At 60.7% G+C, this 14806-nt stretch carries 15 protein-coding genes and 2 pseudogenes; 7 read left to right on the top strand and 10 right to left on the bottom strand.

Annotated elements, in window-relative coordinates:
* Positions 1-22 precede the first annotated feature (22 nt).
* On the bottom strand, positions 23-241 hold the full coding sequence (locus tag DIE08_RS33535) for a hypothetical protein (protein ID WP_124906092.1): 219 nt from the start codon (positions 239-241) through the stop codon (positions 23-25).
* A gap of 293 nt (positions 242-534) precedes the next feature.
* On the opposite strand from DIE08_RS33535, the gene DIE08_RS33530 reads away from it, so the two are divergent.
* Positions 535-1506, top strand: coding sequence for a diguanylate cyclase (locus tag DIE08_RS33530; protein ID WP_124906090.1), 972 nt, complete (start codon positions 535-537; stop codon positions 1504-1506).
* A 73-nt stretch (positions 1507-1579) separates the two neighbouring features.
* On the opposite strand, the gene DIE08_RS33525 is transcribed toward DIE08_RS33530, so the two are convergent.
* Entirely contained in the window at positions 1580-2053 is a 474-nt protein-coding gene (locus tag DIE08_RS33525; RefSeq protein WP_124906088.1) for a VOC family protein, read from the bottom strand.
* A gap of 119 nt (positions 2054-2172) precedes the next feature.
* On the bottom strand, positions 2173-2481 hold the full coding sequence (locus tag DIE08_RS33520) for a phosphatidylserine/phosphatidylglycerophosphate/cardiolipin synthase (RefSeq protein WP_124906086.1): 309 nt from the start codon (positions 2479-2481) through the stop codon (positions 2173-2175).
* 203 nt (positions 2482-2684) lie between these two features.
* On the opposite strand from DIE08_RS33520, the gene DIE08_RS33515 reads away from it, so the two are divergent.
* The gene (locus DIE08_RS33515; RefSeq protein ID WP_059606615.1) at positions 2685-3428 is read left to right on the top strand and encodes a DUF695 domain-containing protein; all 744 of its coding nucleotides are present in this window, start codon (positions 2685-2687) and stop codon (positions 3426-3428) included.
* A 491-nt stretch (positions 3429-3919) separates the two neighbouring features.
* Here DIE08_RS33515 and DIE08_RS36460 read toward each other — a convergent pair whose 3' ends face one another.
* Positions 3920-4384 (bottom strand): hypothetical protein, encoded by a 465-nt coding sequence (locus DIE08_RS36460; RefSeq protein WP_260436620.1) that lies wholly within the window; start codon positions 4382-4384, stop codon positions 3920-3922.
* 397 nt (positions 4385-4781) lie between these two features.
* On the opposite strand from DIE08_RS36460, the gene DIE08_RS33500 reads away from it, so the two are divergent.
* Positions 4782-5246, top strand: coding sequence for a plasmid fertility inhibition factor family protein (locus DIE08_RS33500; protein WP_124626090.1), 465 nt, complete (start codon positions 4782-4784; stop codon positions 5244-5246).
* A gap of 901 nt (positions 5247-6147) precedes the next feature.
* Here the strand turns inward: DIE08_RS33500 and DIE08_RS33490 are convergent.
* Both DIE08_RS33490 and DIE08_RS33485 read right to left on the bottom strand, forming a co-directional pair.
* On the bottom strand, positions 6148-6357 hold the full coding sequence (locus DIE08_RS33490; protein ID WP_124906084.1) for a hypothetical protein: 210 nt from the start codon (positions 6355-6357) through the stop codon (positions 6148-6150).
* Entirely contained in the window at positions 6354-6773 is a 420-nt protein-coding gene (locus DIE08_RS33485) for a bifunctional 2-polyprenyl-6-hydroxyphenol methylase/3-demethylubiquinol 3-O-methyltransferase UbiG (protein WP_124906082.1), read from the bottom strand. The genes DIE08_RS33490 and DIE08_RS33485 overlap by 4 nt, the downstream gene beginning before the upstream one ends.
* 447 nt (positions 6774-7220) lie before the next feature.
* Between DIE08_RS33485 and DIE08_RS36455 the strand changes: the two are divergent.
* Together DIE08_RS36455 and DIE08_RS33475 are read left to right on the top strand one after the other, a co-directional pair.
* Positions 7221-7489, top strand: a pseudogene (locus tag DIE08_RS36455) (cytochrome C); the annotation flags it as partial.
* A gap of 31 nt (positions 7490-7520) precedes the next feature.
* Complete coding sequence (locus DIE08_RS33475; protein ID WP_260436621.1) at positions 7521-8075, top strand: cytochrome c; 555 nt, start codon at positions 7521-7523, stop codon at positions 8073-8075.
* A gap of 108 nt (positions 8076-8183) precedes the next feature.
* Here DIE08_RS33475 and DIE08_RS33470 read toward each other — a convergent pair whose 3' ends face one another.
* The 3 genes from DIE08_RS33470 to DIE08_RS33460 form a co-directional block, all read right to left on the bottom strand.
* Positions 8184-8531, bottom strand: a complete 348-nt coding sequence (locus tag DIE08_RS33470; protein ID WP_059606609.1) for a hypothetical protein — start codon at positions 8529-8531, stop codon at positions 8184-8186.
* Positions 8532-8611: 80 nt separating this feature from the next.
* Positions 8612-9232: a hemerythrin domain-containing protein gene (locus tag DIE08_RS33465; protein ID WP_124906078.1), complete on the bottom strand. Its 621-nt coding sequence runs from the start codon at positions 9230-9232 to the stop codon at positions 8612-8614.
* 481 nt (positions 9233-9713) lie between these two features.
* Positions 9714-10799 carry an NAD(P)/FAD-dependent oxidoreductase gene (locus DIE08_RS33460; RefSeq protein WP_124906076.1) on the bottom strand — a complete coding sequence of 362 codons (1086 nt, stop codon included), beginning with the start codon at positions 10797-10799 and terminating at the stop codon, positions 9714-9716.
* Positions 10800-11301: 502 nt separating this feature from the next.
* Here DIE08_RS33460 and DIE08_RS33455 point away from each other — a divergent pair.
* Entirely contained in the window at positions 11302-12009 is a 708-nt protein-coding gene (locus DIE08_RS33455) for a succinate dehydrogenase iron-sulfur subunit (protein ID WP_124906074.1), read from the top strand.
* Positions 12010-12320: 311 nt separating this feature from the next.
* Entirely contained in the window at positions 12321-12845 is a 525-nt protein-coding gene (locus tag DIE08_RS33445; RefSeq protein WP_124906072.1) for an aspartate carbamoyltransferase, read from the top strand.
* 325 nt (positions 12846-13170) lie between these two features.
* Here the strand turns inward: DIE08_RS33445 and DIE08_RS33440 are convergent.
* A pseudogene (locus DIE08_RS33440) lies at positions 13171-14172 on the bottom strand (IS3 family transposase); the annotation flags it as partial.
* Positions 14173-14806 lie beyond the last annotated feature (634 nt).

The following is a 14806-nucleotide window of genomic DNA, read 5'->3' as shown; positions in this document are numbered from 1 at the left end:
TCGGTGGAATCGGTTGAAGAAATCAGTGGATGTCTGGCGATCGCTCCGCGATCTGCGTGGTCGCGACACACCGGCTCGCATGCACACGCGCATCGCTGGCCGAAGGCTTCGGTCGATCGCGAGTCCCGCCCGGCAGCGCGCCGAGCACACAGTCCGCACTGAAGGTCAGCGTGTCCTGAACCATCGGATAGAGCAGATACAGCGCCAACGCGAGATACCCCGCGTACAGAATTCGAACCATGGTGCGGTGGATGAGCGATTGATCTTGCCCTGTTTACGGCATCGCGCCGAAGAGCTTGAGCCGCCGGGCATCAAATTGCATGCCCGGCAGCGACGCACGACATGTGAAGCGTTCGCGTCGCATCGACATTGCGACTCCGCACAACACGGCGTGCAGCGCAATGGCGAATGCGCGATACTGTTCGGCGTGCGCGGCGATATCGACACGAATGCGCCGACGGGCTTGCGCACGCGCCGAGTGACATACAGACGATCGATAACCGGCTCCGCAGCCGGGACCAGAGACAAAAACCAATGCAGATTGCTTCCAAACCGGTCGACGAGGCGGCCCGGCTCGAGACGCTTCATTCATTGTCGATCCTCGACACGCCGCCGGAAGAACGGTTCGACCGCCTCACGCGCCTCGCGCGCCGGCTGTTCGACGTTCCGATCGCACTCGTCAGCCTCGTCGACGAGAATCGCCAGTGGTTCAAGAGTCATCCGGGTCTCGACGCCACGCAGACCTCGCGCGACGTCTCGTTCTGCGCACATGCGCTGCTCGCGGACGACACGATGGTGATCCAGGACGCGCGCAACGACGATCGCTTCCACGACAATCCGTTGGTCACCGGCCAGCCCGGCATCCGCTTCTACGCGGGCCGGCCGCTTGCCGCGCCGAACGGCGCACCCGTCGGCACGCTGTGCCTGATCGACACGCGGCCACGCGAACTCTCCGTCGACGAACTCGCGCTGCTCGGTGATCTCGCGCACATGACCGAACGCGAAATCGCGGCCCTGCATCTCGCGACGACCGACGAGCTGACCCAACTGACGAACCGGCGCGGCTTCGAGATTCTCGCGCGCCACGTGCTGAGCCTGTGCGAGCGCGTGGGCCGGCACGCGGTACTGCTCTTCTTCGACCTGAACGACTTCAAGGCGATCAACGACCGCTTCGGCCATGCCGAAGGCGACCGCGCGCTCATGGCCTTCGCGGACACGCTGACCGGTGCACTGCGCGACAGCGACGTGATCGCCCGACTCGGCGGCGACGAATTCGTCGTGCTGTTGAGCGCCAGCGATCCGGCCGACGTCGGCGAGTCGATCGAGCGCGTCACGCAGGCACTCGCGCTGCGCAACGCGGCCGACGCACGCGGCTATGCGATCCGGTTCAGTGTCGGCTACGTGGCATACGATCCCGCGCAACATCGCACCGTGGCCGACCTGCTCGAATCGGCCGATCGCCACATGTACGACGACAAGCAGCGCCGCAAAGCCGCCGGCGCCTGAGCACGGATGAACCGCTCGCGGATACGCGGCGGCGCCGCCGCAAGCCGCGTTCGGTCCGATACGCGCCGTTCGGTCAGCTTCCGCAGGGGGGCGCGCTCGCCATCGCTTCCGCGATCTGGTCGGGCGTCAGGTCGCGCTTGTGGGTCGCAATCGACCAGCGATGGCCGAACGGATCCTCCACCTGGCCATAGCGATCTCCCCAGAACATGTCGGCGGCCGGCATCGTGACTGTCGCGCCGGCCGCGACGGCCTGCGCGATCGCCGCATCGGTGTCCGGTACGAACAGGTGGAGGCAGACCGGCGTGCCGTTCAGCGTCTTCGGCCCGAGTGCGCCGTGCTCCGGCATTTCATCGACGAGCATCAGTGTCGAATCGCCGATTGCGAGGCACGCGTGCGCGAGCCGGCCGTCCGGGGTCGGCAGGCGAAACCGTTCGGTCGCGTTGAACGCACGCTTGTAGAAGTCGATGGCGGCGGCGGCGCCTGCGCAGATCAGATGCGGTGTCAGCGTGCGCATCCCTTCCGGGATCGGGTTGACGGACGTGGCCATGGGTGTCGCTCCTTCAGTCGGTTATCGTGGCGGAAATCGGGGCGGACGCACGATGCGCACGCCTCCGATGCTACGACGGGCGGACTCGACGGAAATCGACACGCCTGCAGACATTTTTTTCAGATCTGCGGTAGGTCACGCAGCGTACGCGACTCGTTAGTCGCATCGATGTCGAGTTCGATCCCTTCCGACGCGTCGCGATAGAGCACGCGCTTCAGTCTCGGCCCCACCGCCGTCCCGTCCGCTTCGTCAAACACTGCGCGAACGTCGTTGCCGGCTGCAAGCGCGCGCGCAACTTCCGCCACCAACGCCTCGCTCGGCGTCGCCGCCCACGACCGGTCCGCCGGATTGACGGCCGCCCAGCGCACGTGCGTCACACGCGCGCTGAGCACGTCGATTCGGACACCATTCACCGCGAACATCGACATCGGAATCTCCTTCGAAACGATTGCGGCCGGACGAACGCCGGACGATGGAAACCGGCGATGGCGCGACAGCACGCGAATTTGACCGCCGCCAGACCAGCCTGACGCACGATCATCCCCGCACGCGGCTTCGGCCAACGCGATTTTCGATGATACATTGGGACGCTTTGCAACCGTCAACAGACAATCGTGCACGGGAGAAACACATGACCGACGCCTGGGGAACCTTCCCTGCCAGAATGGGCGACCATCAGGCCTTCATCAGCTTCAATCACGGCTTTGCGGAAATCGCCGAAAGCGATCCGCGCACGTCGCTGTTCAGCGTGCGCGTCACGTTCGCGCATCCGACGCCCGACGGCCTGCCGAGCAGCGACGAGTTCGCCGGTCTCACGAAAGTCGAAGATCTGCTGGACGCCGCAGTGACCGCGAAAAACGGCGTGCAGGTCGGCCGCATCACGGTCGAAGGCAACCAGGATTTCCTGTTCTACGTGCCGTTCGACGAGGAAGCCGCGGCCGGGATCGTCGACTCGCTGGCCGAGCACACGACCTACGCGCTTCAGTACGCATACCAGGACGATCCGGACAAGGAAACGTACTGGCGCACGCTCTACCCGACCGACGACGACTGGCAACTGATGCGCGACATGCGCGTGCTCGATGCGCTGCGGCAGAAAGGCGACGTGAGCGACGCGAGCCGGCGCGTGATGCACTGGGCTTACTTCCCTGAACCGAGCGACGCGCACCAGTTCGCCGACTGGGCCGAGTCGAAAGGCTATCTGGTCGAATCGGTCGCGCCGACCGAGGACGGCAAATCGGCCGTGAGGTTTGCGCACGAAGGCACGATGGTGCTGGCCGACATCACGCACCATACGCTCGAGATCAATCGCGAGGTGCGCTCGCTCGGCGGCGAATACGACGGCTGGGAAACCAGCGTCGAGCAGGCGGGCTGATCCCGCCGACACGCGCGTTGCGCGCGTGTCGGACCTTGACGGGTTCGGTACAAAAAACATCCCGGCAGCGCGACTGTGCGCCGCCGGGACCAAGGCATCGCCGGCCGTAACCGGCAATCGGCCCAAGCAACCGCTCAGGCACGAGGAAAGCGATTCATGCGGCTCGGGCGAACGGATGCCGTGGCGCGAGACGCCGCCTGCCGAACGCCGGTCCGTTTCCGCCGACGCGGCTTGCATGCGTCGTGCAGGGAAAAAGCCCCCGCTCCTGCGCGAGCGAGCGGGGAAATGGTTGACCGGGCCGGGGTAGAACGGTCAACCGGCCAGATTGTGATCGCGCCCCGTGCAACCGTCTGTGCGGCAACTCACCCTTTCATACGGAGAGTCCGTGTGCCTGGCGCAGCATGCAGCACGTCACGGTCCAAGCGGGACGCCTGCGGCCGGTGCGGCAATCACGAGGATCACGGGAAGCGACACGATGGCCCCGATCATCATTACGCCGTCGGCCGCCAGCGTGACGGGGGCGCGAGCACGCGCAGGGCCTTGCCGCCCTTCGTGAGGCGATCGTCGACCTCAATCTTGCAGGTATGGGAAAACGACCACGTCTTGCCCTGCTCAAAACCGCCGGCCCGATAGCGCGTACCGTTCAGCGCGCCGTCCATGCTCAGTTCGCTCCGGTCGAGATCGCTGACGATTTCAACGACGACCTCACTGACGATTTTCGCGGTTGAAGCATCGCCGTCGACCGTATTGTCGACTGCATCGGCGGCAGCAGCCTGCGCCGCAGGGATTTCGATCAGTGGCGCGCCCTGCGGGCTGACCAGCTGTGCCAGCCAGTCGACGAGATTGGCGCGCGCGTCGTCCTCGTCGGCGAAGTCGTTGCGTTTCAGAAAACGTTCGAACATGACCGACGCGAACGTCTTGCCTCGCGAAATGGAATCCAGCTGCCAGTCGACCACGGCGACTCGCCCCGTTTCCCGCGTTTCGAGTGTCGACGTGAAGCGGTAATCGAGATATTCGATCTCAAGTTTCGGGGACGTGACTTTCTCCGGCCAATCCGCCCGCTCGGTTCCTATGACGCGCTGCGCCGGTCCGGCTTCACGCGCTGCGTGAATCTTGTGTGAATCCGGGGCTATACGTCATTCCGTGCAGGCAGTATCGCGATATTCTCGCGAGCTATCGACCTCGACTGAAAATACATGGCCGTCGCGTCCGGTATCCGTTGCGTGATCGATTCCGCGCCTCGGTCGTTCGCGCATGATTTCGCCCTGTCGAATCCGGATATCCGACTGCTCCGCGGCTGCGGCCGTGCTGCTACACTCCCGCCACAAAAATCGCTTGCCCCCCAAGGAAACAATGTCACTCGCTCGGGCACAACATGATGGTGTCGATGTCTGGATCATCCAGCTTTCGGGGCATGCCGCCTATGCCTCCACGCATCTCAAGCGTGTATTCGCATCCGACGACTCGCGACATCGCGTCGTGACGGTCGACCTGACGAAACTGCTCGCCTGCGCCGATCGCGACACGACGGACTATGTGTTGCCATCGGTTCAGTACTGGGCGCCCGGCAAGGCCGCCGGCATCCGCGACTTCCTCGACCCGGCCCAAGCCCGGATTCCCGAGATGCCCTTCATCACCTTTCGCGAGACGAGAACGCGGATGCTGTTCGGCATTCCGGGGCTGTCGAAAGTCGGCGTCGCGTCGTTCCGAAACGGTCAGCATCGCGCGCGATATCTGGCGTATGCCGGGGCAACGAGCCTGCCGGTCGAGGTACATGAAACGGAGGCGGATTTGCTCATGCGGTATTGCGGCGAGTGACTGGCGCGATGCGCCATCTTTTCCGTCTCTTGCGGAATCGGTCGTGCAACGTGCGAACGCTGGACCCGGTGCCGGCAGGCTTCGATCACGCAGATCCGGTCAGCGACTTCCGTCGAGCCAATGAAGCTCGTTTCAGCGCGTGCCAATCGCATCCATTGTGCTCGTAGAAGCCAATCGCGCTGACATTGCCCTCAAGCCCCGAAAGATTAACCCTGTCCGCACCGATATTTTTGGCGGTGGGTTGAGTCGCGAGTCACACGAGATGCTGCACGAGGGCACGACTGGCAAAAAAATGTCCCGACGCCTTCCGGGTTGTCGGGACCGAACGGCCCTGCAAAGCTGAGGGCACGAGGAATCGAAATATTACACCAATGTAAGACTGTCAATCTTTGGTAGTTTATGCCAAGTCACTGGCTTATTCCGCCAATCTGCAGGTTTCAGCTCAGCATCATGTGATGCCTGAATCACCGGCCGACGTTCGAAGAGCCAACACACAATGAGTCGGCGACGGTTTATTCGCGTCTCAATTTGCCCTCTGCTTCCTCTTGATGCGCAAGATGAACCTCCCACTGCCTCAAGCTCCAGAGGTGCCAATAGCGCGGATGAAACACCATCGTCCAGAAAGTAATGTTGCACGGCAGGCCGATTTTCCGGCAGATTTTTGCCATTTGTTCCGTCCGGAAATGATGTGCTACCAATGGTGCTGCGCATGCAATTATGAGTAACTCGAGCCAGAAGTTCTGAATCATATTTCAACTGAATGTGTCGGACTGGAAGAGCCACGATTCCCGGAGATGGTTCGCGACGGTTTTTTTCATGGCCTTTGTATCGGCGCATCTCGGTCACTGCATTGTTTCGAAGATCAAAATTTTCGATCGACCGAACATCAGCGTGAATCCCGTCAGGAGGCGGCTAAGACGCGCAACGCCGGGTATGTTCCGACGGCAGTTCCGCCCGTGATTTTCCGGGTCCACAGGATCGAGAGGTGCTTCAGGAGCAGGTAGAACGGGAGCAGCGCCATGCGCTCGCAGCGATCGATGCGGGTATCCTTGAGCGTGCAGCCCATCGCACCAAACACATAGATCAGTTGAAGCGGCGTGAACGGACTCACGCGGCCACGACCAGGCGACGCCCCGTGAAACTGCGAGCACGAATGCAGATTCGAAACATTCGGCGTTGAAACGATGATGATGCCATTCTGCCGCTTTCGCGGACCAACTCCGAAATTGAGTTCGCCGGATGCAATACGTGTTCGCCCGCTTCAAGGCAGGTGACTGCACTGAACTCGTCATTCTGGAACGGGAGGGGAGCTTCCATGTCGGCTACGACGGAATCGTCGTAGCCATGGATGTCTGCCTGCACTACATCATGGCCGAGCGCATTCAATGATGCGGCGAACACGCCGGAACCTGACGGTATATCGAGGATTCTGGTCTTCCCGTGGCACCGGGCTGCGAAATACTGGAGCACCTGGTTCATGTATTCCGTTTGACCGTGAAGGTAGCAGCTGTGGTCGCGATGTTTCATTTTATGGTGCTGGCGGCGATAGGTATAAGTCTGTATACCAGCCGACAATCGCGACTCATATTAGATATGTCTGAAAAGTGATTCGTTTGACAGAAAAATGGGGGCGATCTTACTTTTCTTGGTATCGCCTTCGGGTGTTGTGCTTCAGCGAGCCGCGTTTTCGCTGAATTGTCGCGTGCAGCAGAGACCGATCAGCCGAGGCAAGCGACGCCTGGCCGGCGAGATGCAACGCTCCACGGTTGGCCGTGCAATATTCGTTGCGGCTCAACTAGTGACCTGCTCCCCGCGTTTAGTACGGTGACGGTGTAGAGTCCGTTCCAGAGAGGAATGGCAATGAAAAAGCGATTCACCGAAGAACAAATCATCGGCATCTTGTAGGAAGCCGAGGCTGGCCTGAATCCGCCGTCTCTACCGGCCATTCGATTCCGCAGGGGCGCCTGCTGCTGTTACTACCAGCGCAAGTACGGTGCCACGCTGGGGTACTTCTCGACGACAGGAAATGCGGATGCGGGGCTATACGGCGCCGTTCCAGTGACAGGGAGTGCAAATGGCTTGCCCGATACGCGAGGCATCATCCTCGAACTCGACTACCTGCCGATGCCGCAGTGAAGCTGTCCGTGCAGTACACCTGGTTCCTCAAGTTCAATGGCGCACGATTCAACTATGACGGAAGCGGACGGAACGCCAGCGATAACAACACGCTGTATCTGCTCGCCTGCTCTTGGCATCCTCGCGATCCTGATCGGGATGCCATCAACCACGCACGCCGAAAGTGGCGCGCGCCTCGCCACCCAGCTTTGCACTGCTTGCCACGGCGTACACGGACATAGCGAATCGCCGATTTTTCCCCGGCTGAGCGCTCAGACACCGGAGTATCTGACTGCGCAGCTCAAAGGATTCCGTGAACATGCGCGCGGCGAAACGGATGCCCGTTCGTACATGTGGGCAATCGCGTCGCAACTCGACGATGCGACGATCGCATCGCTGGCCGACTATTACTCGCACCAGGAGCCGGTGCGCGGTGCACCGAGCGACGCGGCAATGATGTCGAAGGGACAGGAAATCTTCGAACATGGCGTGCCTGATCGCGGAACTCCCGCGTGCTCGTCGTGCCACGGCGCACAGGGCCAGGGAATCGGCCAGTTTCCGCGCCTTGCCGGCCAGCACAAGGAGTATCTGCTTCGTCAGATCGAAGTCTTCAGGAACGGAACACGCGCAAATGCGCCCGTCATGACCGCTGTCGCGCATACGCTGGACGCCGATCAAGCGAAAGCCGTCGCAGAGTGGCTGGAGTCCCATTAGTCCTCGCCGCCCCTCGTTGACGGGCGGAAGTCGGATGGCCGCTCGCGACATCCGTAATGAGATGCTCGCGATTTCGGCCAAACGACAGTTCGCCCCGCGCCGCTTGCGCTATAGCGCGTACTGCAATGCCAGGTCGAAACCGATTACGACCAGCGAGCAGCCGAGGCCGGCCAGGACGTTTCCGACACGATGTTCGAAATCGTGATGGCGGCTGATCCAGGCTGCAATCAGGAAAACGCCTTCGAAGACGACCTGAAGCGCAACAAACACGAGCATTAACAGGAACTCGTAGCCCATGAACCGGAAGTTCGAGAAGTTCACGCCGTATTCGGCGACCGACCTGCCCACCCTGAGCACTTCATATGCCAACAACAGGATCGGAAAGACGTAACTGGCGACGTAGGTGGGAACACTTGCGTGCCGCAGTTCCAGATGAAAGTGGTGAATGGCTTGCATATCTCCTCCTGCGTCGGCTTCCGGTACTCAAAAGCCTTCCTGCATTTCGTGGTGGCAGATCCTGCTGATCCGCATGTGCATCACATGACCGGCCGTCCATCGAACGACGCGACTGAACAGCCAGCGTCCTGATCCGGGATGGTTTGGACGATCATAGAGAACAATTTGCCCAGATCTTCTTCAAGCTTTTCTCCGTCGAATGGATCGCGATTGGCGCCAAAGGCGGCGTCGATCTCTGCCCAATCATCCATTGTCAACAGACGTTTGGCGGCCGGCAGAATCAGTGTCTCTTCCAGACACCGGTGGTCCGCATAGAACTCCGCATAATCGTCCATCAGCGCGCCCAGCGTACGAAGCGCTGGCGCGCCCTTCAACTCGTACCGGGTCAGCGCGTGCTCCAGATTTCTCAACTTCAATTCGCCTCGATCGTGCTGTGACTCCAGTTCATCAAGGACGCTTTCGAACTCGTCGGTTCGATCCCGCAATGGCCTGAACAGGTAGCGATCCTCTTTGGGATGGTGTACCTGTTGCGGGTATTCCCGAATGTAGTAAAGCATCGCCCGAAACACCATGAGGCCCGGAACGGGTGCCCCTGCAACAAGCAGATGGACAAAGCGCTGCATGCCCCCGATCACGGTAAGCAACTGGTCGTGCTCCTGGAGGATGACGGTTATAGCGCTACGCGGCCTGAGCAACGGCATCTCAACCTCCGCACCGGAAGGTGAAGTTTATTTGCGAATCAGCTTACTGACTCACCCCGACAGCGAGCGAGAAAGCCTGTTTCGATACTTCAATGTTGGTCATCCGCCGCCCGACATCAAAGTGCACCAACACCACCGCGTTGATGGAGATCAACGATCTGTGCGGGCATCATCACCGGGATGTGTTCCGATGGCGGCCTGCGCCCCTTTCAACCGACTATAGGGCAAATGATTCCTTGGCATTTGTCTGGTCTTTATCAGATGCATCATCTGTTCCTTGACCCGGCGAAACCTCAACGGCAGCGTCCGAGGTACTCCAGCCTTTCGCTCAACCAAGCAAAGCAGCCGCGGCGGTTTGACACCGTTGTTGTCATTCGAGGCTTATTGCGTCCTGCTTTGGACGAGTGACGACACGTTTAGCAACGTCGACACGATGCTTGATTCCTCGCCTTCCCCGTCGCGCCCAGGTCGGTCCATGTCTCTAAAGCGCGGAGAAATCCCGGGCGCCCCGCGAGGGATGAACGGCGGCCACGCGCTCGGCGAGCTTTGCATCGTAGCTCGAGTGCACATGCACGCGTTTCTTGTCGGGAAACGCATAGACGTATGCTTTGCGCAGCGCGAGCGATGCCTCATGAAACCCGGACAGGATCAGCTTCTGCTTGTTCGGATAACCGGCGATGTCACCTGCTGCGAAGATACCTGGCCGTGAGCTTTCGTAGTACGACGTATCGACGACGATCCGTCCGGCCTGCACGGCGATCCCCCAGTTGGCGATCGGACCAAGGTCCGCGACAAGTCCGTAGAGCACGAGCAATTGATCTGTGTCGAGGCACACCGAGCCACCGATCTGGCGAACCTCGATCGATTCGAGTGTCCCCCCGGGCGCATTCAGCCCAGCAATCGTGCCAACCACGAAATCCATCTCGCCCGCCGCGACCGCCTGCTGCAACCGGGCGACGCTCGAGTCCGTCGCGCTGAAGCCGTTCCGCCGATGAACGAGCGTGACGCGCCCCGCGACCGAGCGCAGCGCCAGCGCCCAGTCGAGCGCGGAGTCGCCACCGCCCGCGACCACGACGCTTTTTCCTGCGAAGCCGTTCACGTCGGAAACGCTGTAATGGATGCACCGGCCTTCAAGGAACGACGCCTCGTCGAGTGCCAGCCGTTGCGGCACAAACGCTCCGTTGCCAGCAGCAATCAAGATCGCCGCGGCGTCAAACGCATACCCTTTGTCGGTGCGAGCGAGCCATCGACCGCCCTCGAGCCGGTCAAGCGTCTCGATACGCTGACCGAGATGCATCGGAGGATCGAAGGGCCGGCATTGCTCGACGAGGCGATCGACAAGATCGCGCGCAGTGCACGATGGTATGCCAGGGATATCGTAGATCGGCTTGTCCGGATACAGTGCGATGCACTGGCCACCCGGGCGCTCGATCCCGTCAACGATCCGGCACGACAGGCCGATCACGCCTGCCTCGAACGCGGCGAAAAGGCCCACGGGACCTGCACCGACAATCAGCACGTCGGTTCTTAAAGGACTCGCTAGCGAGGAATTTTCCGGTGATGTCACGTGTCCTCCTCGTGAATGTCATGCGGGGCGCAGCACTACACCTGCATTTTTCCCATATCGAGCCGGTACAAACTCGCAACGACGCCATTACCGCACCCGTCGACTACTCCAAGGTTCAAGGAACGCGGCCCCGCCGGCTCCAAGCCGTCATCGCAAGTATCTCTTTGTATCATGGCGTGATATACATGGATACATCGACGTGGAGCAAATCCCTGCGGTTTCCTCTCGATAAAGCGAGAGCGAGTGATCGATGACGCGATGTGACTGTCGTAGCACCTCGGGCGAAATAGACCCGACCCGTTTTCTACATTGCGCCCAATTTTTCGCAGAACGGCCGTGGCTGCGAGTGGTGGGGGCGTCCGATCAAGGCGAACAATGAATTTAGGGCGCGGGTGACCGGATGCTCCGTCTGGAATACCGTCGGTCTGCAATCGACAGAAACGAAGTGACGGGGAGATAACGCGCGCCGGATACGCGATCCGTTCCACAAAGGAGGAACATCGTGAGTAGAACAAGGACGTTTGAAATCTTCCGCTACGATCCAGACCGGGATGCCAGGCCGTACATGCAAACCTACGAGATCGAGGTGCCCTCGACTGACAGGATGTTGCTGGATGTCCTTGTCCGGCTCAAGGCACGGGACGAGACGCTCAGCTTTCGGCGTTCGTGCCGTGAAGGCGTGTGCGGCTCGGATGCAATGAACATTAACCGCAAGAACGGGCTCGCCTGCATCACCAACCTCAACGACCTTCCCCGCCACACGGTCCTGCGTCCGCTGCCTGGGTTGCCGGTCATTCGCGACCTGATCGTGGACATGACCGCGTTCTTCAAGCAATACCAATCGATCAAGCCCTACCTGATCAACGACACGCCCCCGCCGGAGCGGGAAAGGCGCCAGACGCCTGAGGAACGCGATCAACTCGACGGTCTGTACGAGTGCATCTTGTGCGCGTGCTGTTCCAGCGCATGTCCCTCGTACTGGTGGAATCCCGATAAATATGTCGGTCCTGCCGGGCTCCTGCAGGCCTATCGCTTTCTGGTCGATTCCCGTGACGAGGGTACGAGTGAGCGGCTGGACAATCTTGACGATCCGTATCGCCTCTTCCGGTGTCGGACGATACTGAACTGCACGGACGTCTGTCCCAAAGGCCTGAATCCGGCCAAGGCAATCGGGGAGATCCGCACCATGCTCGCGCGCCGGACGATCTGAGTGACGCAACCTGACGCTGCGATACTTTTATGGCAATACCACGGGCGACACCGGAGGAATTGATCGACGTTCGACCGCTCAGTGATGCATTGCCGGATTCGAAATCGATCACCCTCATGCGGTCGGACCACTTGGAGGTTGTCCGGCTCGTGCTTCCAGCACGCAAATGTCTGTCTGCGCATGAGCAACGATCGCAGACTATGGGTTTCGATCCGGGAACCGCTGGACATACGAATTGACCAGGGTGATCCACGCACTGACGTATGGGAAACTTGCATCAGCTTTCGCGGTTTCCAGGGAGGAGCGAAGCAATGAAAAAAATCATGACAGCGGCGGCAGGCGCGCTGATCGGTGTATCGATCGCGGTTGCAGGGGAGCCGGAGCAGACCACGTCGCACGAGGACACGATGTCGAACCACGACATGACATCGCACCGGGCGGAGGTGGCCCGCAAGGGTGCGACTGTGATGCCGTTTGATCTGGCGCGGACCACCCATTTTTTCGACGATACCGGAAGCGGTGGGATTGAGACAATCACGGCGAACGACAAACACGACACCAGACAGGTCGCGCTTATTCGCTCTCATCTGGCAATCGAAGCTCAACGTTTCCGCCGCGGCGACTTCGCCGATCCTGCGGCGATTCACGGCCTCGATATGGCAGGGCTCGCCACCCTGACAAGGGCGGGTGAGAAGCTTCATATTGAATACAGGAGCCTGCCCTCCGGAGCGAGCCTGACTTATGCAAGCAACGACCCGGACGTGATTGCCGCTGTTCATGCGTGGTTCGCGGCCCAGCGTTCCGACCACGCCGCGCACTCCCATCTTCCCAAATAGCTCGGGCGCAATGTAGCCACCGACCATCGGCTGAGCGGGGACGTCGGTAACGAGAACCGCATGATCCAAGGACAAAGGTCCGTTTTTGGGCGAAGCCGACGTTCGAACGCCCCGTGAAAGTGTGGGCCAACGTCTGTTGCTGGCTGACCTCCGTCGGTACCGAGCCCCTTGACCGCCAAGGCCGAACGCACCGAGCACACCAACCAGTTAATCAAGGCCATCGGGTCGGACGGGCGGCACTTCTTCTATAACCCGCAGCACGACCGTTACGCACGCATCGAGCTCGACAGCCGAGGACGCGTGTGGTTCGTCGACGATTACACCGGTAGTCGCGCTTCATCGTCTTCACGAAGCTCTCGGCCACGCCGTTACTTTGGGGGCTGCCCACCGGCGTGGTCAATGGCTTCAGGCCTAGAGCCGCTGCACACCGGCGCGTATCGTCGGCCGTAGAGCCCGAACCGTTGTCGCTCAGCTACTCGATTTCGGACGGAGAATGCAATTCGTTGCAAAAACCGATTTTCCACTGCAGCCAACATCCCGTCGCGCACGATGTCGCCGCTGTGGCCTGCCGTCGTAGCTGCCCCGCTCATCGCTTCGCGGTCGCAGCAGTCCGGCGCGAACGTCACTCGCAGCGGTTCGTCGCTGTCGCAGCGAAACTCGAAACCATCCGAACACCACTGCTGATTACTGCGCGGCACGCGCCACTTTGCCATCGTGCCGACGCTGCTGCGGCCGAAGCGTAGTTGGACGACGTTGCATCAGCAGACCATGAGTGCGCATGATGCGATAGATGCGCTTCGCATTGAACGGCACCTGTCCGGCAGCAATGCGTTCATTGCGTAGCGAGCCCCACACCCGACGATAGCCATAGCTGGGCAAATCGCCGACGACTCGGTGGATTTCTTCGACCACGCTCGCATCGTCGGTCTGTCGCGATTGACGGCCATCGCGCCACGTCGTCGGACCCGACAGCCATGCCGAAACGTTCGAGCGCAACACGCCGAGAACTTCATAAACCAGTTTCACTGGTCGCCCTCCGGCAGCGAGGGCGAGTGCGCTATCCATTTTCTTGCTCGGCAATACTCGACTGCTTCGCGGAGAATCTCGATCTCGATTGTCTTCTTGCCGAGCATCCGCTGCAGCTCGCGAATCGGCTTGAGTGCATCGGCCAGCTCCGATTCCGGGACCACTTCCTCACCAGCTTTGAACGCTGACAGGCTCCCGCCCTGGTACAGCTTGCGCCAGTGGAACAGCTGGTTTGGTTCGCGCCGCGCTGGCGCGCAACCAGCGAAACCGACTTCCCCGGCTCGAAACACTCGCGAACCATCGCCAGCTTCTGCTCCGCCGTCCAGCGCGGCCGACGCTCCGGGCCCGTCAACACTTCCTTCACTTCCTACCTGGTGTTAGTCAAAAGCACAGTCTTATGCCTGCCCGCTAGTTTAAGTGAGAGGCTATGTCCGGTGTTTCAGGGGGCTGCTCCAATTGCCGCGAACGGTATCTGGCTTCCACTTGACGGCCTTGTGCGCGTGCTGATCGCAGTGCGTCTTACCATCCGCAACAAGCGCACCGCGTCCCCGGTGCTTGCAGGGCTTCGTCTGTCGGGCGGGCATAGACGTACCTCATGCGGATTGGACGCGCAAACGAAAAAGCCCGCGAGGCTTTCACCTTGCGGGCTTAAACAAATGGTCGGGTGATGAGATTCGAACTACCAACTCCAGCCGACAAGGCCAGGCGGCCGCTCCAATCCGGGCCAGTGCCCAGCCAACCAGGCAAGCCTCTCGAGTCGTCTGCGGCCTCTAACTTACACCCAGCCTCAAATGCTACTCGATCATGTGATGGCACCAAGCAAAAAGCCCGCTTGCTGTCGCAGAGCGGGCTTCGGTATTGGTTGCGGGGATAGGATTTGAACCTATGACCTTCGGGTTATGAGCCCGACGAGCTGCCAGACTGCTCCACCCCGC

This window comes from Burkholderia sp. Bp9004, assembly GCF_003858025.1.
Taxonomy (GTDB): domain Bacteria; phylum Pseudomonadota; class Gammaproteobacteria; order Burkholderiales; family Burkholderiaceae; genus Burkholderia; species Burkholderia diffusa.
The sequence above is the reverse complement of the archived record's forward strand: the minus strand, read 5'-3'. Positions and strand labels throughout refer to the sequence as shown.